The following is a 20217-nucleotide window of genomic DNA, read 5'->3' as shown; positions in this document are numbered from 1 at the left end:
GCGCATGGCGCTGTCTCTTTTCAGCAAATGTCAGACCCGCGCGGAGATGTCTTGGATGAGGCAGCACACGCATTGCGCGGGCACGGCACTCAGAAGGAAATGGAGGTGACTGTTGTGCCGAAGGCACATTCCAAGGGACCGCCTTTGCCCTGACGGCACATGCGCCTTGGACGACACGGCATTGCAACGGCGATGAACCCCGGCGTACAAACAACGACTAATGCTGGTTGCCTCGCTTGAGGGAGCCGACGTCTTGAGGCCGAATTTGCCGGTGGCGGCCGTGACTAATTCCGTGATCGGTGGCAAATTCGGCTGGAGACACTATGTCCGAAAGGAAAAGCGCAACCGATCCGATTTTGGGTCCGCCGACGCGTTTCTCATTCTCGACCGACAATGTTGCACCGGCGCATCGCTTGAACGCCTTCCGCGATGCCGTCAACTCCGTCGAGGAGGTGGACTGGCTTGCGCGATCGCCGGACGAGTTTCGCTGTGCCGTGCAAGCCGACCTGTTCGACGGAGCCATTGCCATTGATCTTCAGGCGTCCGACGTGCGGGGCGGCCCCAATGCACGTCAGGCTCGCCGCAACAGCGATCGGATCACGATACAGATTTGCGACCGCGGCAGCCTTCATGTCGAACAGCAAGCCTCGGCTTTTGACGTGGCGCCAGGCCATGCGGCCATCGTCCGCAATGATCTCGAAGGTCACACGACGTATTTAGACGACGCACGCGTCCAGTTCCTTTTTATCGACAGGACGCTCGTGCGCCCTCTGTTGAAATCCGATTGGTCGAGGTCAGCGCTCCATATTTCTGCCGCCACGCCCTCCTTGCGCCTGCTCAGAAGCTGGCTGGCCAGTCGGGCCGACGTTGAGCTTTCATCGGACCAGAATCTTCGCGCACTCTATGTCCAACATACCGCCGACCTCGTTGCGATGATTCTGGGACCGCATTCCGATGCGGAGGCCCTGCTGGAAGGTCGAGGGATCAAGGCCGCGCGCCTCAAGGCAGTCATCAACGCGATCAGGCACAATGCGGCGCGCCAGGAGCTGTCAGCGGAGCTGGTCGGCCGCAGCCTCGGCATCTCGGAGCGCTATGTTCGCGTGTTGCTCGAGGAAACCGGAAAGACATTCTCCGAGCACCTTACCGAGGAACGCCTCCTGCATGCCAGAAGGCTCCTCAATGCGCCTCACCTGGCCAACCACACCATCGCCGAGATCGCCATGATGTCGGGCTTCAGCGACATCTCGCACTTCAACAGGAGCTTCCGTCGCCGCTTTGGCGACACTCCGAGTGGAGTTCGCCGCCAGTTCTAGCCAGGCACAATTGGCGAGCGCGGCTCGGCGGCTCCTTGAGATATTCGATCAACTCCGGCTCGACGCCGCTCCTGCGGATCATGGCGAGCGAATTGCGCGAGGTCCCGCAAACCGCAGTTGTGATAGATGGTGACGGCCATGATGGCGTCCTCGCAGGCCCCGGATAGCATCCCGCCCCTTGCAGATCGAATATGCCGTGGGCGATGTTGACGCCGCCCGCGCCGCGGAGGCAAAAGCCGATTGATGTATTCCGATGCCGGCGACGACCAGAAGCGCCAAGATCAACGCAAGCACATGAGCCAGCGACAGCTTCCGATCATTCTGGCGCTCGGCACCACACAGACGCTGGCCTGGGCTTCGAGCTACTACCTGCCGGCCATCCTCGCCGATCCGATCGGGCGCGATCTCGGCGTCTCCGCAAACTGGATCTTCGGCGCCTTCTCCGCCTCCCTGGTGATCTCGGCCATGCTCGGCCCACGCATCGGGCGGCAGATCGACCTCGTCGGCGGACGGCAGGTGCTCGCGGCCTCGAACCTGACCATTGCTGGCGGCCTCGTGCTGCTCGGCTTCTCCACCTCCGTCCCGGTGATGGCGATCGCCTGGCTCGTGCTCGGCGTCGGCATGGCGCTCGGACTCTATGACGCCGCCTTCGCCGCGCTCGGGCGAATCTACGGCGCCGAGGCGCGCGGCTCGATCACCGGCATCACGCTGGTGGCCGGATTTGCCTCGACCGTCGGCTGGCCGCTGACGGCCTGGGGGCTTTCGCATATCGGATGGCGCGACACCTGCTTTGCCTGGGCGGCCGCTCACATCCTGATAGGCCTGCCGCTCAACTTCCTGATGCTGCCGAAGGTGAAGGGCGCCTGGGAGGCGGCGACGACGGCTGTCAAGCCGCATATCCCGCTCGACCGCACCATGATCCTTCTGGCTTTCGTCTTCGCCGCGGCCTGGACCGTCACCGGCGCGATGGCGGTGCACTTCCCGCGTATCCTTGAAGCCACCGGCGCGACGCCCGTCGAGGCGATTGCCGCGGGCGCCCTGATCGGGCCGGCGCAAGTCGGCGCGCGGGTTCTCGAGGCGAGCTTTCTGAGCCGCTTGCATCCGCTGTGGTCGGCGCGGCTTGCCTGCATCACCCACCCGATCGGGGCGGCCGTGATCGCCATCTTCGGCGCGGCCGGCGCGAGCGCCTTTGCGCTTCTCCACGGCTCAGGCAACGGCGTTCTGACCATCGCGCGCGGAACGCTGCCGCTCGCGATCTTCGGGCCGAAGAATTACGGCTACCGGCTCGGCATCATCGGCGCGCCGGCGCGGATGGCGCAGGCCATTGCCCCGCTCGCCTTCGGCCTCTTGATCGACGTCATGGGCAGCAAGGTCCTGATCGTGTCCTCGGCGCTGAGCCTCACCGCACTCGCGGCACTGTTCCTGGTCCGCCCCGAACGCCGGCCTTCTTGAAGCCCCTTCCCTTCGCGGCTGCTTTCGCGCAAAAGCAAGGCATGACCGACGACACCGGAAATTCAGGCGCACTCAGGCGCATCGCGCGATGGGCGATCACGCCGCCACAGGCCTATGGCGTCTATCTCGCCGCCGTCGTGCTGGTGTTCCTGCTATCGTTCTACGCGGGCAGCCTGAAGCCGAAGAAGGCGCCGGAGGGCGGACCGCCGCCCGTTACGGCTCCGCGGAGCTGATCAGGCCGCCTTCGCCCCGCTGGTGGCGATCCAGATGCCGGCGAAGACGGCGACGAGGCCAATCAGGAGATTGGGCGTGATCGGCTCGCCGATCAGGAGCGCCGCGAGCGCGGCCGCAGCGATCGGGTTGACCGTCATGGTGTTGGCAACGCGCGTCGGCGTCGCAAGCTCGAGCGCCTTGACCCAGAGGATGAAGGCAAGCGCACCGCCGCCGATGCCGAGATAGACCCCCGCGACCCATTGCGCGGTTGTGAAGTAATCGAGCGCCGCGAAGCTTCCGCGCACAAGGCCGACCAGCACCAGCGCGATGGCCCCTGCCCCCATCCCGACCGTCAGGAAGCCGAGCGCGCTCGAGCGCTGCATCAGCGGGCGTGACAACACGTTGTAGAAGGCCATGCAGAAGACGGCCGCGGCCATGATCAGCTCGCCGCGCCAGGCTCCGGGTGGGCTTTGCGCGAGGCCCGTCGCGAGGGCGGCCACGACGCCGAGCACGGCAACGCCGACGCCGAGCGCCTTGCGCACCGTCAGGCGCTCGACGCCAAGGAGCGCGCCGACCACCATGGTGTGAAGCGGCAACGTCGCGAGCGCGAGGCTGGCCCGTGCCGCGGTCGTATAGGCGATCGCGATATTGTAGAGGATGAAGAACAGGCCAAAGAAGCTGAGGCCGAGCAGCAGCACGGCCGGCACGTCGTCCCGCGAGGGCCACCGCACGCGCAACAGCAGTGCAACCGGCAGCAGGCAGGCGAAACCGATTCCCCAGCGCAGGATCGCCAGCAGGATCGGATCAGCGCCACCGACAAGATAGCGCGTGATCGCTGCCGCGGTGCCGCCAACGCTGCTGGACAGAAGCGCGATCGCAACGCCCGCCCATTCGCCCAAGGCTGCCTCCAAAGCCTGCCTCCTTAGCGAAGCCAGTCGGACGAATTGCTAGCACCCCCCTGCTGACAGCATCGTGGCAGCAGTCCCAGCTGTCATTCGAGGGATCCGCCGCCCGGACAATGTCAGTCGTAAGACTCCGGCGCCATCTTCAAGCTGTCGCGCTGCGCCTTGTCGTGGTTGATCCAGAGTTGGGCTTTCTCCTTCGCAAGCACGTCGGCGATCTTCCGCATCGAGGCGACCGTCTGGTCCTTGCTGACGTTCATGCTCGGCACGACGCGGTTGTCCCAGTTGCTTTTGAAGTGCACGGCGTCGCCGGACAGCACCACCGCGCCGGTCTTCGGCAGTTTCACCAGCAGCGACTGGTGTCCCGGCGTGTGGCCGGGCGTTGCGAGAATGGTCAGGCTGCCGTCGCCGAACAAATCCTTGTCGCCGTCGAGCAGCACGACGGGATGCGAGGGCTTGAAGCGCGGCTCGTTGTTGGGGCCGGGCCACTCGTATTCAGTCTTCTGAACATGAAGGACGGCCTGCGGAAACATCTCGACATTGCCGGTGTGGTCGGGATGCGTGTGCGATACCGCCATCCATTTGATGTCGCTCGGCTTGAGGCCGAGCTGCTCGAGTTGCGCGAGAAGTGTCTTCGGCCGGCGCCAGACCGTCGCTTTCGGGTCGGAGGGAACCAGGCCATTGGGCATCGATGCAACCGCATCCGGCACACCGGTATCCCAGAGGAACCAGCCCTGGCTGTGCTTGATGAGATAGCAGCTATCAACGAAGTCCATCGGCTTGCCTTCGTTCATGCCCGGCGTCCAGCGCGACACGTCGCTGGTGGCACCCTCCCCGCAATTGAGGATGTAGAGCTTTTCGACGCCGGACTTTTCCGACTGAGCCGAGACTGCATGAGCGGACAGGACTAGCACGGCGGCTGCGAGAGCAAGTTTGATCGGAAGTATCATGGGGTTCCTTCCATGCGGCAGGCTGCCAATTGGCAGTTCGGAATCAAACCCCGAGCGGAGCCGAAAAGTCCAGTGTCGTCGGCAGTTGGCGGCCAGAATACGGCGAGGCTCGCGATCGGCGGCATGATCGTAACCGCCATCCTGGCGGTCGGATCGCGGCGCGGCCGTGGCGTCAAGGCGGGAAAGGCTCTCCCCCGAGCAGTCAGGACTGCCCGCGACAATGAGGCTCAACCAGCCATCGGTCGATCATGGTGGAGGCAGATCGCCACCACCACGTTTCTCGACTTCCGATGGATCGGTCGGAACATCGGTCGCCATCGGGAAGGCGACGCCACCATCCGCGTTGGCAAAGTGCCGTGCGAGTTGGGGGGCCGCCACGCTCGTGCCAATCAAGCGAAAAACCCCACCGCTCCGATTGCCACCCCCAAGAATGCCCTGGAGAGCGTAGGATTCATCGCAAGGCAGCACGTAGTCGGGACCCTCACGAGGGCCGCCGCGAGCGGGCCCAGCCGAGGCATAGGATGATTTGCGCCCATTCGACAGGATGTAGCCACCGGCGACATGTACGCTCGGCTCCTGCGCAGTCGCTATTCCGTTGAGAGTGCCGTGGGTCTTGATCCGCGATCCGGTCAGGTCGAACTCCCCGTCGGCGTATTCGAGACTCTCCTCGGCCGAGAGACTCTCCTCCCATTGTGGATCGACAAAACGAGACGACCTGGCGCCGGAGTGCACGTCGAAATTCGGGTCGGTGCGCGCGACATAGGCATGCACGTTCGCGTTGACACCGATGTAGTCCACTCTGATCGTCCAATCTCCGTGCTCCGGCACGAACCCTGGCCCGGCAATGGTCGGCTCGATCGTAAGAAGCCACATCGTGTTACTTCCCCAGGTGCGGGGGGCGTACGCTCCGGTGTAGGACGGAAATGGGATGCCGGGCGGTGGCGGAATTGGGCCAGTGACGGATGTCGAGATGAGGCCGCTGGGCGAAGTCAATGTCACCACGACACCGCTGGCAGCGCTCGCGCTCATCCAGACCTCGGCAAAGCACAGCACCGAATTGTCGGGCGGGATGCGCCATATCCATTCGGCATGAACAGGCTGCGTCGTCTTGTTCTCGAAAAAGAGGTGGCCGTCGCTCAGATAGCTGTTGCCGACGGCCAGGAAAACGTCGAGCTTCGGCTTTCCGTGAGTGCCGTCGAATATCGTGACAAGGTCCGTCAGCGCGTCCTCAAGCTCCGCCGTGCCGTCATGTGGCCCGGTCGTCGGCCCATAGCTGACATTGACGACTATGTTCTTCGTTTTCGTCGGGTCGACGAACGACAGAATGTAGTAGATGCCATCCACGACATATGACTTGAGCCATACGCCCGTCGCATCACGGAGGCACGCCTCCGAAAATTGAACGAATACGATGTCCGCGGTGGCCGCAGGACCGGAGTCCGGCTGCCAGCTTGGTGGATCCTGGCGGCCGATGCGTGACGAGACGGGAACGCGTCCCGCGAGCGTATCCATGACGTGACCGCCGTGCGAACGGTGGCGCTTGAGGGTCTTGAAATGTGCGTCGGCGTAGCAGTCATCTTCATCGACGAGGTCCGTATTCGTCGTGTGCAATTCGATCCACTCGTCCAGCCCGATCTGTCGTATGCCCGCGCCAGGCGGATCTGAATCGCGCCGGAACTCGAGGCCGTAGTGGAAGTCGGTCAAGAACTCGCCGAACACCTTGGTGGGGTCAGGCGAGATCGGATTTCGGCCAGGATTCTGGTCCCAGATACCCCGCACACGCGTGCCGGTCGCCACGCTGGAGATGAACTTGGTAAAACGCGTCGCCGCGAACGGACAGCCGTCGTCAATCTGGCCGATCAGGACCTCGGTGGGCGGATACTTGCTTGCCGTACGATCACGCAGGTCAGCCCGCTTGACCAGCTCGGCCGTAGTCGGCTTCACGGGCAGCGACAGTTCGACTCTCGAAACATGGTCGATCCAGCTCTGAAACGTCGAGGGCCCAACCGCCGCCTTGAACCCTCGCATCGTCGTGAATCGAGAGGCCGGATCGGACGGACCGAATTCGATACCTGGCGGGTCATGGGGATGATTGTGATCATCCATTTCCCCGCCAAACTGCTCTGCATGTTTGACGTCTATGAACTCCACCAGCAGGAACAGCTTGAATCCCTCTTCGTCGAAAGACCCGAAGTACTTGAAGTCTGTCGCTATCGCATAGCGGAGGTAGGGTTCAAAGCAGTTCGGCAATTCGATGTCGGCCATGGAGCGCTCTCCACTTTGACGTGCTGAACGAAGCGTGCCCTAGGGGAATTTGTGCCAATAGGTCCACTCGTCCTGAGCCTTTCCCCAAAGCTCATTCAAAATGTGGGACTGTGTGATGGGCCCGTCCGAAGATTCGGAATAGAACTTATTTGCCGAGAATTGCTGGTCCGCGCTGAACGGATTGAAGTCCGTGTGGGGATGGCCGTCGATATAGCTGGCATTGAACGTACGGCTCGTCGATGCTGTGGACCCGAGACAGCGTCCGACAAAGTACTCGCCCAGGGTCACGCCCAACATGCGCCCCGCCATGCTGTCGACCGGAAAATGAACGCCCGCCACGACACGATTGGTCGTGATGCGCGCCGCCTGACGTTGGAGCTGCGCGATCACCGTTGGGTAATTCGGGTCGAGGTTGAGCAGTGCCTGCAATACATGAGCCACCGCGTAGGCCTGCGTCGCGTGCCCCATCGGGAAAGTTCCGTGGCCGGGCGTCGTGATCATCGGCTGTACCTGCGCGTTGTATTCGACCGGACGCCAGCACGCGAGCGCGTGCTTGAAGCGCATTTCCACGTACACGCAGAACTGAAGCACCATGTTGATGAGTTCGAATGTGCGTCTCGTGCGGTCGGGATGCAGATAGACGATCGACGACCAGAAAGCGTACTGGGCATCGATCTGCGCCATGATTTCAGTGGCCCTCTCGTTGCGCAGCTCCGCCCAGCTGAGGACCATCGGAATCTGCTTTTCGAACGTCAACTGCGCCGGACGTTCGATATCTGCGATCAGATATCCGGACGACCACACCTGGAATCCGGTGCCGACTCCCGTTCCCACCTTCACAAAGCTGATCCCGTACAGCAGTTCGCCGAGGGCGATGTAGGCACGAACCCAGGGCTCCCAGCGATCCAACTGCAGCGGGTTGTCGATGCCTGGCAATTGCGGCGCGTAGTAGTCGAAATGTGGCGCCGTCGAATGTTCGGGAACGACGATGATCCCTTCTCGCTCGAGAATGAGCGCATCCACCATGACAGGGTTGGCATAAACGTCGCCCAGCGTACCGATTACGCCTCCGCCCGCGCCACCTACTCCTCCGGCCCCGCCCGCTCCACCGGCGCCCCCGGCACCGCCCGCTCCTCCTGCGCCACCTGCACCACCTGCTCCTCCTGCTCCGCCTAGTTGAGCCATTGCCTGCCTCCCTGTTGAGTTGGTCAGTCGATGAGTGAGTCAGCCTGTTGCCGGCAAACCTGCCATTTCCAGGCAGCGAGCCCAGTGCCTGCCTGTTTCGAGGTGCGCGTTGGGAGCGCGCGCGATGTAGCGTTCCACGGTCAATGCCGGCTCGAGCTCGCGCATCTTGCCCAAGGCTCTCCGCGCTTCCTCCATCCGGTTCTGCGCGACGAGCGCAATCGTGAGAACGCGCCAGGTGGACGGATGCATGCGATTGAGCACGAGCGACGATCGCGCCAGCTTTTCCGCCTCGGAATACCGATGTGCCGAAAGTTGCGCCGTAGCGCCGAGGGATTCGAAATAGTAGCGTTGCGGATCGAGCGGAGACAGCTCCATCGCACGCTGTGTCGCTGCCACAGCGGCGGAGCCCTCGCCTTTGAACGCGTTGACGGTGCCGCGATAGAGCCAACCCAGCGCGTGGCTGGGGTTGGCGTCGACGGCCTGCTCGCAGCGCTTGCGGGCTGTGTCGAGGTCGTTAAGCAGGTGACAGTAGACGAATCCTTCGGTCGCAAGCGCGAGCGCATCGGACGGATCGCGGTCGAGCGCCGCGTGAGTGGCGCTCAAGGCCTCGGCGGCTTCACGCTTGCGGTCTTCGGACCAGCCGCGCGTCACTCGCAGGATAAACCAGTTGGCGAGCCAGGCGCGCGGGGCGGCAACGCGGCCGTGCCGGTTGATCAGTTCATCAAGAACCTTGCGCGTCTGGAGGAACTCCTCCTTGCTCGATCGGTGCATCAGCCGGATGCTGCCAAGCAGCAGCGAATAGCTCTCGAGCGTCGGCAGCGGCTGGGTCAGGATATGCTCGACCTCGGCATCGAAGACCGACTGATGCACGGCAGCGGCGATGCGATGAGCGAGATCACTTTCCGGCTGTAGCAGGTCGCCGATCTCGCCGCTCAGGCGATCGGTCCAGACGATCTGGTTGGTGCGCGCCGCCGCCAGCTCTGCCGTCACGAGCATCCGGCCTGCATCGACCACGTAGCTACCGCTGAGGATGTAGGTGGCGCCGAGATGCGCGGAAACTTCCGCGACATCACTCAAGTGCTCGCGGAACACGTTCGTCGACAGGCGCGAGATCACCCGCAGGTTCGCCGACCTCGAGAGCCGCCAGATCACGCTGTCCGCGATCAAACTCCCGACATCCATATGCTCCGGCGCATTATTCCGCGCAACGAAGGGGATAACGGCAATCGTCGGCTCCATGGGAGTTCCATAGTCTCTCCGAGCCGCGAGGCTCGGGTGCGGACTTGCCGGACCGACACGATAAGCACGCACCGGTTTGTCAAAGTGCTTGAGTATACATTCTCCCAAATCTTCGCATAGCGCATCCACCCCATGCGTGAGCTCGTCACGCGCCGCTGCACTGCCAATGGTCTCACCCGGTTTTGCCAGGCCGGCGAGGGCCGCCGCCAGTCGATCGTGGGCAGACGCACTGGCAATCGTTTCACCGGGACCTGCGAGTGCGGCCAGCCGGGCCGCGAGGTTGATGCCGGTGCCATAAATGTCGATGCCATCGCTCCAGGCGGACGAGGCGTTGATCCCTGCGCGAAGTTGGAAGTGTTGATCCTCGGGGAGCCCCTCATTCAGGGCGGCGATGGTCCGATGCATCTCGGCTGCGGCATTCACGGCGTCGGGCACTGTCTCGAAGCGGACCATCAGGCCGTCGCCGAGGCTCTTGACGAAGACGCCGTGATAACGCGGCAAGATCCGTTCGGTGGCGATATGGACGAAGTCCGCCCATCGACGCACTGCGGATGCCTCGTGCTCCCGCATGAGCCGCACCGACTCCACGAGATCGATCAAGAGGACAACTGTGTCATGCTGCACGAGGCCCATGGTTGTCTCTCCGAGAGCCCGACCTCCGCTGGTTGGACTCAGGTCAATGGCCGCTCAGGCCAGTACGATTCCCGTTTCCTTGTCGGGCAGTTGTGAATGTGACGGATGCCGCACCATCGAGTGCACTTAGATCAGTACCGCGCACGCGAGCACGATCCTATGAAGCAGATCACGAATGGCGAAATAGATCAGACGGTCGTGCCTGTAACGAAGCGACACAACCTTAGATGATTGGATGACAATATTCCCGCCATGCGGGCAATGCCGGAGTCATGACCGCGCTAGTGCGGACAGGTCTCGACTTCGACAGTGATGTGGCTCAACCCTTTCAATCCGGCCAACCGCTTCTTGTACACGGCGGGCTGCTTGGGCTTGTCGGAGACGAGCGAGACCAGCACGGCGCGGTGGCCGGGCCCGACCTGCCAGAGATGCAGATCGGTGACGCGGTCCTCGCCCACCTCCATGCGGGCGCGGATGACCCTTTCCAGCTTCTCGTCGGCCCTGACGTCGAGCAGCACCGCGCCCGAGGCCTTGATCAGGCCGAACGCCCAGCTCGCGATCACCACGCTGCCGATCAGGCCGACGGCCGGATCGGCCCACACCCATCCTGAATACATGGCGACGACGAGCGCGCCGATCGCCAAGAGCGAGGTCGCCGCATCCGCCATGACATGGATATAGGCGGCGCGGAGATTGTGGTCTTGATGATGATGGTGATGATCATGGTCGTGGTCCTCGTCATGCACATGTGCGTGGCCATGATCATGGCCGTGATGGTGGTGATCATGGCTGTCGCGCAGCAGCCAGGCGCTGACGAGATTGACACAGAGGCCAAGCACCGCCACCGCGATCGCCTCGCCATAGACGATCGGCACCGGCGAGATCAGCCGCAGCACGCTCTCATAGGCGATCTGGACCGCGATCAGCCCCAGGATGATCGCGCTGGAAAAGGCGGCGAGATCGCCGAACTTGCTGGTGCCGAAAGTGAAATGCGCATTGCCAAGGTGCTGGCGCGCGAAGCGATAGGCGAAGGCCGCGATCCCGAGCGCCGCCGCATGCGTTCCCATGTGCCAGCCGTCGGCGAGCAGCGCCATCGAGCCGAACAGCGAGCCGGCGACGATCTCGCCGACCATCATGATCAGCGTCAGCGCCACCACGAACCAGGTGCGCCGCTCGTTCTCGTCATGCTTGTCGCCGAGGAATGCGTGCTCGTGCGTCCATTGCTCGATGGAATGTGAGTGCATCGGACATATCTCCGGGAAAGAATCCGTTTGCCGGGAATATAGGCCCCGGTAGCAGAACTTTCTAAGGCTCATTGCCGGTCAAACCCGCGATTGACAGGCACTCGCGGTTTCGCTGTAATACGGCTCATGGGGATTTGAGCGATCTCCCCACGAGGCGACATGCCCAAGTATCGCGTCCCGTTCACTCTTTACGAGGACGCATCATGTCTACTTTCACGACGATATCTTCTGACAAGCTGGCCCGGCTGATCGGCACCGCGAATGCCCCTGCCCTGATCGACGTCCGGACCGACGAGGACTATGCCGCCGACCGGCGGCTGATCCCCGGCTCCATCAAGCTCAGCCACGACAAGGTTCCGGATTGGGGTGCCGACTTCGCCGGACGCCCGGCGATCGTCACCTGCCTGCGCGGCGAAAAGCTCGCGCAGGGCACCGCGGCCTGGCTGCGGCAGCTTGGCGTGCAGGCCGAGACGCTGGAAGGCGGTTTCGAGGGCTGGAAGGCGGCAAAACTGCCGCTTGTCGACACCACCAAGCTGCCGAAGCGGGATACCAAGGGTCGCACCGTCTGGGTGACGCGAGCACGGCCGAAGGTCGATCGCATCGCCTGCCCATGGCTGATCCGCCGCTTCGTCGATCCCAATGCGGTGTTCCTGTACGTGGTGCCCTCCGAGGTCGTCGGCGTCGGCGAACGCTTCAATGCCGCGCCCTTCGACATCGAAAATGTGTTCTGGAGCCACCGCGGACAGCTCTGCACCTTCGACGTCATGGTCGAGGAGTTCGGGCTTGCGACCCCGCCCTTGCAGCGGCTCGCAACCCTGGTGCGTGGGGCCGACACCGCGCGGCCCGATCTTGCTCCGGAGGCTCCGGGCCTGCTCGCAGCCTCGCTCGGCCTGTCGCGGATGTATGATGACGACCTCGAGCAGCTCGAGGCCGGCATGCTGCTCTACGATGCCTTCTACCGCTGGTGCCGCGACGCCACCACCGAGACCCACAACTGGCCGACCAACAAAGTGAAGGCGTGATGGATACCCGCAATGTCCAAGCAGGAGCTGATGCCGGTCACGGCATCAGCTTCAACGAAGCCCTTCGCGTCTGGCTTCGGGTCGCCGTCCTGAGCTTCGGCGGCCCGGCCGGTCAGATCGCGGTCATGCACCGCATCCTGGTCGAGGAGAAGAACTGGATCTCCGAGGGCCGTTTCCTGCATGCGCTGAACTACTGCATGCTGCTGCCGGGACCGGAGGCGCAGCAGCTTGCGACCTATATCGGCTGGCTGATGCACCGGACGGCCGGCGGGTTGATGGCCGGCGGACTGTTCATCCTGCCCGGCATCATCGCCATCATGGGCCTGAGCTACATCTATGCGGCCTTCGGCAATGTCAGTTTCGTCGAGGCGCTGTTCTTTGGCCTGAAGGCCGCGGTGCTCGCCATCGTCGTCGAAGCCGTTGTGCGCGTCGGCAAGCGCGCGCTGAAGAACCGCATCATGATCGCGCTCGCGGCCGCAGCCTTCGTCGCGATCTTCTTCTTCGCCGTCCCCTTCCCGATCATCATCATCACCGCCGGCGTGATCGGCTATGTCGGCGCAAGAAGCGGCCGTCCGGAATTCGCGCCCTCGGCCCATGGCCATGGCAGCAACACCGCCGCGATCGACAGCATGCTCGGCGAGGCCGTTCCCGATCATGTCCGCCCCAACACCGCGCGTGCGATCCGCGTCGGCGCGCTATGGCTCGCGCTCTGGCTCGTGCCGGTGATCGCTCTGCTCGCGGCGTCCGGACAGGCCAACGTGTTCAGCCAGATCGCGCTGTTCTTCTCGAAGATGGCGCTGGTAACCTTCGGCGGTGCCTATGCGGTGCTCGCCTATGTCGCCCAGCAGGCGGTGGAGCATTATCACTGGCTCAGCGCGCGCGAGATGCTGGACGGTCTCGGCATGGCCGAGACCACGCCCGGTCCCCTCATCATGGTGCTGCAATTCGTGGGCTTCATGGCCGCCTTCCGTGATCCAAACGGGCTGTCGCCGATGCTCGCGGGCACATTCGGGGGCCTGCTTGCGACATGGGTCACCTTCACGCCCTGCTTCCTCTGGATCTTCTTAGGGGCCCCCTATGTCGAGCTCTTGCGCGGCAATAAAGGCCTCGCCGGCGCGCTCAGCGCGATCACTGCGGCCGTCGTCGGCGTGATCCTCAACCTCTCGATCTGGTTCGCGCTGCACACGCTGTTCCGCGAGACCGTCCCGGTGCACGCATTTCCGCTGTCCTTCGACATGCCGGTGCTTGCAAGCGTCGACATCGCGGCACTCGTGCTCTCGATCGCGGCCGCGACGGCAATCTTTCGCTTCAAGCTCGGCATGCTGACGGTGCTGGCGGGATCGTGCGCGGCCGGCGTGGCGCTGCGGCTGGCGGGTTTGATCTAGGAGCTAGGAGAGACGCGGCTTCAGGCCGCGATCTCAGCCATCGCTGTCGCTGAGTCTCTAGCCAATCGCAACGCTCCGGGCCTCGGCCCGCGCCACCGCGCTTTCGGGTCAAAGCGGACATCAACCGGGCGATACTCCCTGCTCAATCGGTCGAAAATGACCCAAAGGCAAATCCCTTGGTGTCCCCCATTTGTCGTTCGGTTCCGCTGCTTTCCTGCCGAGTTTGCATAGCCGACGTGCCCGCCGCTTCCCTATGGTCGAGGAGAGTGAACTGAACTCGCAACAGAGGCTCAGATTTTGAAGATCGTTTCGCTCGTCGGTTAGGGCCGAGCCTTCAAGGTATGTGGCCAAAGCGGGACGCGAAAAATCTTGAAGCCAGCGATTTCAGGAAACCCGTCCGCTGCGTCCGCAGACACGAGGGCCAGCACAGCAGCCGTCACCTCGCCATTGCTAAGCCGATCGATCGCCGCGGTGTGTCCTGCACTGACTTTGATTGAGACCCTTCCTGCCACAACAAACCCGATCCAAACATCAACGCTGGATGCAGAATACCTTTCATCCATCGCAACATTTTTACCCGCAAGATCGGCTACCGACTTGATCTCCGGACGAGCCATTACAACGGCAACCAGGAGGTCCGCGGGTTCGCCATCGTCATGTGGAGCTGTCAAATCCGCATCCGTCATTCGCTCTGCGACCTCGGTCGCAGCCGCCACCTGCTCCTGCAAGGTTCTGCTTTTGGAATTCGGAGAGAGAACCACAGTGGATTGCCCTATCGTACCCAAATCCGCAGCGGCTTTGCTTTTCGGCTCGAGTTGCGTCCTCAATGAGGGAGGCCGGAGCGGGATGCGAGTTGACGTAGGCTCAGTTTTTGCTCTGATGCTTGCAGGTTTTGTTTTCTTGGTGATGAAACGGGAAGCCCTGTCACGGCCCCGAAGAGACAGCGGCTTTTCGCTCTTGAGTTTGGTTTCTGTCGGCGCTTCGGTCTTGAATGACGCGAATTCGATCGGCTGATGAGCCGCCGCTCTGGGAAAACAGGCGAACTGGCGTTCGTCAGTGCACGGTACTGTACCCGCCTGGTGTGGTGGTTGACGGCTGCAGCCGACCAAGGTCGCCGCGAGCGCGATCATGAGAAGCGCCCTCAAACAATCCTCCTAGAGGATGAATGTCCGCCGTCATTCGCCTTGCGTATTGATCTCGCGCTGGGGGTCTACCTTTTGTGCAAAAACGTTAAAGGCGCACTAACCGTCGGGGTCCTTAATGCGCGATCCCCCATATGGTTAATGTCGGCACGGCCGTAGCAACTTCGATTTGCACCTAGCGAATTTCCGTCGCCTACGTCAGAACCGGTCATATGTCAGCTTGTGTGGGGCAAAGCGGACGTCCATCAACTGAGTCGCGATGTCCGAGTCTGGCCCTTCGCGACAAAGTGCGCCGCCGCGCGAACTTGGTCGCTAGAGCAGACGCAGCCATCGTCAGGTCACGCCAACAGATTTGTGGGTACACGCTTGACGTGGCTGGGCTTGTGGCGTTTGCGCCGTAATGCCCGAGCATAGAGATTACAGAATTCGTAGAGCAACGACGATGCGGATAGAGGCGCGCGTGACCCAGGACGGACTTTCACAAATCGTCCTCCTTAAGCGGCGCGATTTGTTGAGACTCGCGCAGGTAGGCCTTCAGGGCCTGGCGCAGTGTAGGAAGGATCCACGTCTCATGTTCCGGCCGGTAGAGACCGGCCTCCCGAAACCATTCGAGAAACTCGGCCTTGCGCCCGGCTAGCATCAGGAACGTTCCGCGGGCTTCGAGCCGTTCGCGCAAATCGCGAAGTGCATACAGTCCGGTCGTGTCGATCTGGCTGACTGGAATTGCATCAATCACAAACCATCGTAGCTCCGGGCCTGCGGCGTCGGCCACCGTCAGCGCTCTCGCCTTGAAGTAGTCGGAATTGAAGAAGGTAAGCGGGCCATCGAAGCGATACAGCACGAGCCCCGGAAACGTCCTGGCGTCTGGATGTCGCTCGACCGAATGCAGACCGGGGAGTCCGTCGACCGTTCCCAGGACTTCGTCCCTCGGCCGCGCGGTCAACTTGACGAAGCGGACCAGGGCCAACCCCACCGCGATGAGGATGCCGTTGATGGCGCCCAGCGCGACCACTCCGAGCGTGGTGATCACGGCCAGGACGACCTCGCTACGATCGATGCTCCAGATTTCGCGTAGCGTACGCGTGTCAAACAGCGAAATCGAAGCGAACACGAGCAATGCGCCCAGCGCAGCAATCGGCACATATCGCAAGGGCCCTGTCAGAAACAGCAACACTGCGGCGATTGTCGCCGCCGCCACCAGGCCAGTCACTTGGGTGCGACCGCCGGATGCAACGGCCACGGCTGTGCGCGAGTCAGCGCCGGTCACGGCGAACCCCTGAGACAAGGCGGAGGCGAGATTAGCTGCACCAAATGCAGCCAGCTCACGGTCAGCGTCGATCTCGTAGCCGCCCTTCGACGCAAAGCTGCGCGCTGTCAACATGCCACTCGAAAACAGCACGAGAGCGAGCCCCGCCGCGCTGCCCAGCAGGGATGGTATGTCGTCCGTTGGAAATCTGGGCAATCGCAGCGGCGGCAGGCCCGCAGGAACCGCCCCCAGAATAGCCACTCCATACCGGTCCAACCCGAACAATGCGACCGCGGCGCCGGCGGCGATCAATATGATCGGTGCAGCCGGAAGTCGCGGTACCCAGCGCGCCAGCCCAAACAATATCGCCAGGCTTGCCGCTCCGACGATCAACGTCGGAACCTGCGTCTCCGGAAGCTTGGCGAAGATTTCGAACAGTTGCGGAATAATCCTTTTGGATTCGATGGAAAAGCCGAGCAGCTTGCCGATCTGCCCCAGGCAAATGGAAATTGCGACCCCGTTCAAGAGTCCGACAAGGATTGGCTTGGAAAGAAATTCCGCCAGCGCACCGAGCCGCAAGAAACTCGCTCCAATGCAGAACATGCCGGCCAGAAATGTGACTGCGACCGACAGCGACCAGTACAGTTCGACATCGCCGCCCGCCAGCGGAGCTACTGCGGCGGCGACCATAGCGCACACGGCTGCATCGGGATTCACGATCATTTGCCGCGAAGTGCCGAAGATGGCGTACGCGATCAGCGGCAGAATGCTCGAATATAGCCCCACGACCGGATCGAAGCCCGCGAGCTGCGCGTAGGCAATCGCGACCGGCAAGGCTACTGCGGCAACAGAGATTCCCGCCAACAGATCGTGCCGAAAGTCGTCGGCAAAACTGTAGGACAAAAGTTTTATCAATCCGGGTGCAATACGCGTCAGACGGTCAGTCATGCCGGATTACGAGTAGTGGTACGCCGGAGCGCAAGCCACGCAACTCTAGCTGCGCGAGCGAAGGTCCGCCAGTGGCCCTACGCGACCATGTTGCGTCGCGTTCGCCAAGCCCGATCATGTCGGCGCAATAGCGATATAGGGAATGCAGGCCACGACAACGGCGAGCTGGATCGCATTGCCCAGCATGCCGCCCCAATGCAGCCGCCGGAGTCGGCGCGCGGCCTCCGTGTCGCCGGCATCTCCGTCACTGATCCGGGCATCCATCTGCCGCAGGAACCAGCGGCGCGACCACACGGCGAGAGCCGTGATCAAGCCGACGCCTATGGCCAGGACCGGGCGGCCGTCCACGGCAACGGCAATCGTGCCTACGGCACCGGCGACGGCCAATGTCAGGAAGTAGCCGTTGAACATGGCGCGCAAGAGCAGCGCGACAGGTCGGACGTCCAGCCTCACCAGCAGAAAGGCCGGCGCCGCCAGCAGCAGATAAAACATCGGAAGCAGCAGGATGATCGTGGCGAACAGGGCGACGTTGTCTGGCATCATCCGAACACCCCCTCTTTCCCGTGCCGGGCCGGGTTTTCCGGCAGCGCAGTATCGGCCTCGATTTGTCACCGGCACCATTGGGCTTTGGTTGGACGCGCACTGCGTCCACCGTCCTAGGACCCGATCTCCACCGGAAACGTTGATAGGGGTCATCGAAGGCGCGCCATGGAAACACTCTCTGCGTATCTCGACCGGAAGCACCAGGAACTTGCATTACTGAATGGTTGCCTTGCGAAGCCCTTGGCCCTGCGAAAGCCGGTTGCGGTCGTGGAGGTGATTGAACAGAAATTCCGCCTTGCTGCGGCGCTGAAGGCTGAACACGCCCTGCATGACTGGGCGCGCACGGAAACCGACTGGGCACATTGGGGGCGGCTGCGCGCCGGTCCGTTCGAGTTCAGCTACGATTACCAGCGCGCCGATCTCGACGTCCGCGGTCCGCCGTTCTACAACGTCGAGGATGCCGCGATGTCGGAGACCATCTATACGTCGTCAGGCATGGCAGCGATATCGGCGCTGCTGCTGGGCTCGGCCCGCGTGATCCCGAACGCAGACATGCTGGTCCTGCCCGGCTCCTATGGCGAGGCCATCGAGTTGATTGAACGCCATGCCCGACATCTGCGTCTCGTGGCGCTGAACCAGGCGCCCCGTGAACTCGCGCCTCTCGCGGGCCGGCCGAAAATTCTCCTCTTCGACTCCTGCGCGCCGGCTGCCGCCTTCGAGGCGACGCTGCGCTGCGAGGCGAGCGGGCTCGATCTCATCATCTTCGACACGACATGCTTCTCGACCGGTTCGGGACGTATTCGGCGCGTGCTCGGCTGGGCCCGCCGCCGGCACATCCCCGTCGTCCTCGTGCGCAGCCACACCAAGCTCGATTCCCTCGGCCTGGAATATGGCCGTCTGGGTTCTGCATCATTCATTGCCGCTGACGGGCGGATGACCACGAAGGGCCGGCAATTGCTGACCGATCTGAAGACGGAAATGCGTGATGCCGTGCGGCTGTTCGGCGGCGCGGCCCTGCCGGCGCATTTTCCGCCCTATGTCGGGACGGAAGCCTACTGCATGCTGACCGACAGGCGTGTCGCAACCATCCTTCGCAACAGCCGGCGAACAGCCCGCTATTTTGCAGCGGCGCTTCCCGGCTCATCGGCCGAGCTGCATTTCGCTCATGGGCTCTACGTGACGCTGGCACCAAAGCGAAGCATGAACGAGCAGCAGGCGCGGCAGATCGCCGTGGATCTGTCGGGCGACTTGGGCAGGGTCGGATTGCCGCTTCGCCACGCAGGAAGCTTTGGCTTTGATTTCGGTGCGACGGAGTGGTTCCACGACACCATCAGCAATCGCTATGTCGTCAGGATCGCCGTGCCGGATTTGCCGACGCCGCTGTGGGACGAGGTCGCTCAAGCTGTGGCACGCTGGTGGTCGTCGCATGAGCAGGACGCCCCCGGCGTCGGCTGCCCGCCAACGTATCCGCATAGCCTCACGTCTCGCCCGGACTCCTCCGCCCCGGTGAAAGACGCTAAGGTGTGTTCGAGGGGGAATCTGCGCCGTGGAATCGTTTCCTGATCAGAAGGCCGGGCCGCGACGACCGGTCATCATTCTTGTGCTCCTGTCCCTCCTCCTGATCACTTGCTTCGTCGCCATGTACTACGCCGGCGATCTGTCGAAGTATCAGGCCGTCGTTTCCGCCGAGGAGACCCGCACCGCCTTGCGCGACGTGACTGATGCCGACCAGCTCGATCAGGTCATCAAGCTGCATCCTTCGAACAGGCTGCTCAGGCTGCTTGCGCTCGCAAACAGCGACGCGATGGAAATCGATGCCGCGGCGCGAAAGCTGCTGGGCGAGGTCGAGCCGAAACCGCTGCCGAAGCTCGGCGATCTCGGCGCGTCGAGCCGCAGCGACCTTGACGGGCTGCGCCGCGATCTCAAGACCGCGGAAAACAATGCGGCAGGTTTGGCGCCCCGGTACGCCGAGACGATCAAGACCACGCGTGACAGGATCGAAAACGACGCGCGTTCGCTGAACCTCGGGGATGCGCGGCTCTCCGGTTTCATGGCGCTGATCGAAGAGCAGCATGCGGCATGGACCGCGCTCACCTCCAAGGCGCTCGCCTCGCGGGCGGGCTACTACAATGCCTTCGACAAATGTGTGGCGCTTCTGATCCGCGAGTTCGGGGTCTACAAGGTCGCGAACGGTCAGTTCATCTTTCCGTTCCAGTCCACGGCCGACGGCTACAATCGCGCCGCGACGGCCATGACTGCTGCGGCCAACCGCGCTGCCGAACTCGAGGACGAAGGCAAGAGCCTGCGACAGTCGCAGTTCGCCAAATGGAAGACGTTTGTCGACGGTTAGCCCCTGACGGCGCTCGCGGGGAGCCGATTGCCCCCTGATTTGCCCGACGTGTCAATCCGTCCAGCATCACCCCGGGCACCCTGCCGGCGACTTGAGCGCTACTTTGCATGGGGTTGTTTTCGAGATTTTGGTTCGGTGCACCGCAGCCATACCCCACCACCGCCTTTACAAGACCAGATCGCCCG

The 20217-nt window shown here is 62.8% G+C and carries 16 protein-coding genes; 7 read left to right on the top strand and 9 right to left on the bottom strand.

Annotation, left to right across the window (positions count from 1 at the left end):
- The first annotated feature begins 323 nt into the window (after window positions 1-323).
- The 3 genes from NLN62_RS37615 (at window position 324) to NLN62_RS37600 (ending at window position 2998) form a co-directional block, all read left to right on the top strand.
- Entirely contained in the window at window positions 324-1313 is a 990-nt protein-coding gene (locus tag NLN62_RS37615) for an AraC family transcriptional regulator (RefSeq protein WP_254112109.1), read from the top strand.
- Between the two features lie 294 nt (window positions 1314-1607).
- The gene (locus tag NLN62_RS37605) at window positions 1608-2765 is read left to right on the top strand and encodes an MFS transporter (RefSeq protein WP_254113820.1); all 1158 of its coding nucleotides are present in this window, start codon (window positions 1608-1610) and stop codon (window positions 2763-2765) included.
- 41 nt (window positions 2766-2806) lie between these two features.
- Window positions 2807-2998 carry a hypothetical protein gene (locus NLN62_RS37600; RefSeq protein WP_027522914.1) on the top strand — a complete coding sequence of 64 codons (192 nt, stop codon included), beginning with the start codon at window positions 2807-2809 and terminating at the stop codon, window positions 2996-2998.
- Here the strand turns inward: NLN62_RS37600 and NLN62_RS37595 are convergent, their stop codons facing one another.
- The 6 genes from NLN62_RS37595 to dmeF form a co-directional block, all read right to left on the bottom strand.
- Window positions 2999-3877, bottom strand: coding sequence for a DMT family transporter (locus NLN62_RS37595; RefSeq protein ID WP_254113819.1), 879 nt, complete (start codon window positions 3875-3877; stop codon window positions 2999-3001). It lies immediately after the preceding gene.
- Window positions 3878-3999: 122 nt separating this feature from the next.
- Window positions 4000-4830: an N-acyl homoserine lactonase family protein gene (locus NLN62_RS37590; RefSeq protein ID WP_254112108.1), complete on the bottom strand. Its 831-nt coding sequence runs from the start codon at window positions 4828-4830 to the stop codon at window positions 4000-4002.
- 246 nt (window positions 4831-5076) lie between these two features.
- Window positions 5077-7095, bottom strand: coding sequence for a hypothetical protein (locus NLN62_RS37585; RefSeq protein ID WP_254112107.1), 2019 nt, complete (start codon window positions 7093-7095; stop codon window positions 5077-5079).
- 39 nt (window positions 7096-7134) lie between these two features.
- Entirely contained in the window at window positions 7135-8280 is a 1146-nt protein-coding gene (locus NLN62_RS37580) for a phosphatase PAP2 family protein (protein ID WP_254112106.1), read from the bottom strand.
- A 39-nt stretch (window positions 8281-8319) separates the two neighbouring features.
- On the bottom strand, window positions 8320-10152 hold the full coding sequence (locus NLN62_RS37575) for an adenylate/guanylate cyclase domain-containing protein (RefSeq protein ID WP_254112105.1): 1833 nt from the start codon (window positions 10150-10152) through the stop codon (window positions 8320-8322).
- A 281-nt stretch (window positions 10153-10433) separates the two neighbouring features.
- Entirely contained in the window at window positions 10434-11396 is a 963-nt protein-coding gene (gene dmeF / locus NLN62_RS37570; RefSeq protein WP_254112104.1) for a CDF family Co(II)/Ni(II) efflux transporter DmeF, read from the bottom strand.
- A 203-nt stretch (window positions 11397-11599) separates the two neighbouring features.
- Between dmeF and NLN62_RS37565 the strand changes: the two genes are divergently transcribed.
- Both NLN62_RS37565 and chrA read left to right on the top strand, forming a co-directional pair.
- Complete coding sequence (locus NLN62_RS37565; RefSeq protein ID WP_027522920.1) at window positions 11600-12418, top strand: chromate resistance protein ChrB domain-containing protein; 819 nt, start codon at window positions 11600-11602, stop codon at window positions 12416-12418.
- Entirely contained in the window at window positions 12418-13803 is a 1386-nt protein-coding gene (chrA, locus tag NLN62_RS37560) for a chromate efflux transporter (RefSeq protein ID WP_254112103.1), read from the top strand. The genes NLN62_RS37565 and chrA overlap by 1 nt, the downstream gene beginning before the upstream one ends.
- A gap of 320 nt (window positions 13804-14123) precedes the next feature.
- On the opposite strand, the gene NLN62_RS37555 is transcribed toward chrA, so the two are convergent.
- The 3 genes from NLN62_RS37555 to NLN62_RS37545 form a co-directional block, all read right to left on the bottom strand.
- Complete coding sequence (locus NLN62_RS37555; RefSeq protein WP_051389738.1) at window positions 14124-14933, bottom strand: hypothetical protein; 810 nt, start codon at window positions 14931-14933, stop codon at window positions 14124-14126.
- Between the two features lie 490 nt (window positions 14934-15423).
- Window positions 15424-17139 (bottom strand): SulP family inorganic anion transporter, encoded by a 1716-nt coding sequence (locus NLN62_RS37550; protein WP_254112102.1) that lies wholly within the window; start codon window positions 17137-17139, stop codon window positions 15424-15426.
- Window positions 17140-17253: 114 nt separating this feature from the next.
- The gene (locus NLN62_RS37545) at window positions 17254-17679 is read right to left on the bottom strand and encodes a hypothetical protein (protein WP_254113818.1); all 426 of its coding nucleotides are present in this window, start codon (window positions 17677-17679) and stop codon (window positions 17254-17256) included.
- Between the two features lie 168 nt (window positions 17680-17847).
- Here NLN62_RS37545 and NLN62_RS37540 point away from each other — a divergent pair, with 168 nt between their 5' ends.
- Both NLN62_RS37540 and NLN62_RS37535 read left to right on the top strand, forming a co-directional pair.
- Entirely contained in the window at window positions 17848-19245 is a 1398-nt protein-coding gene (locus NLN62_RS37540; RefSeq protein WP_254112101.1) for a hypothetical protein, read from the top strand.
- A complete protein-coding gene (locus tag NLN62_RS37535; protein WP_254112100.1) occupies window positions 19229-20032 on the top strand; it encodes a hypothetical protein in 804 nt (267 codons plus the stop codon). Before NLN62_RS37540 ends, NLN62_RS37535 begins: the two co-directional genes overlap by 17 nt.
- Window positions 20033-20217: the final 185 nt, after the last annotated feature.

Origin of the sequence: Bradyrhizobium sp. CCGUVB23, from assembly GCF_024199885.1 — a bacterium.
Classification (GTDB): domain Bacteria; phylum Pseudomonadota; class Alphaproteobacteria; order Rhizobiales; family Xanthobacteraceae; genus Bradyrhizobium.
The sequence above is the reverse complement of the archived record's forward strand: the minus strand, read 5'-3'. Positions and strand labels throughout refer to the sequence as shown.

Coding starts and splice junctions, on each gene's coding strand:
- NLN62_RS37615 (WP_254112109.1), top strand. CDS start 324: ATGTCCGAAAGGAAAAGCGCAACCGATCCGATTTTGGGTCCGCCGACG.
- NLN62_RS37605 (WP_254113820.1), top strand. CDS start 1,608: ATGAGCCAGCGACAGCTTCCGATCATTCTGGCGCTCGGCACCACACAG.
- NLN62_RS37600 (WP_027522914.1), top strand. CDS start 2,807: ATGACCGACGACACCGGAAATTCAGGCGCACTCAGGCGCATCGCGCGA.
- NLN62_RS37590 (WP_254112108.1), bottom strand. CDS start 4,830: ATGATACTTCCGATCAAACTTGCTCTCGCAGCCGCCGTGCTAGTCCTG.
- NLN62_RS37585 (WP_254112107.1), bottom strand. CDS start 7,095: ATGGCCGACATCGAATTGCCGAACTGCTTTGAACCCTACCTCCGCTAT.
- NLN62_RS37580 (WP_254112106.1), bottom strand. CDS start 8,280: ATGGCTCAACTAGGCGGAGCAGGAGGAGCAGGTGGTGCAGGTGGCGCA.
- NLN62_RS37575 (WP_254112105.1), bottom strand. CDS start 10,152: ATGGGCCTCGTGCAGCATGACACAGTTGTCCTCTTGATCGATCTCGTG.
- dmeF (WP_254112104.1), bottom strand. CDS start 11,396: ATGCACTCACATTCCATCGAGCAATGGACGCACGAGCACGCATTCCTC.
- NLN62_RS37565 (WP_027522920.1), top strand. CDS start 11,600: ATGTCTACTTTCACGACGATATCTTCTGACAAGCTGGCCCGGCTGATC.
- chrA (WP_254112103.1), top strand. CDS start 12,418: ATGGATACCCGCAATGTCCAAGCAGGAGCTGATGCCGGTCACGGCATC.
- NLN62_RS37555 (WP_051389738.1), bottom strand. CDS start 14,933: ATGATCGCGCTCGCGGCGACCTTGGTCGGCTGCAGCCGTCAACCACCA.
- NLN62_RS37550 (WP_254112102.1), bottom strand. CDS start 17,139: ATGACTGACCGTCTGACGCGTATTGCACCCGGATTGATAAAACTTTTG.
- NLN62_RS37545 (WP_254113818.1), bottom strand. CDS start 17,679: ATGCCAGACAACGTCGCCCTGTTCGCCACGATCATCCTGCTGCTTCCG.
- NLN62_RS37540 (WP_254112101.1), top strand. CDS start 17,848: ATGGAAACACTCTCTGCGTATCTCGACCGGAAGCACCAGGAACTTGCA.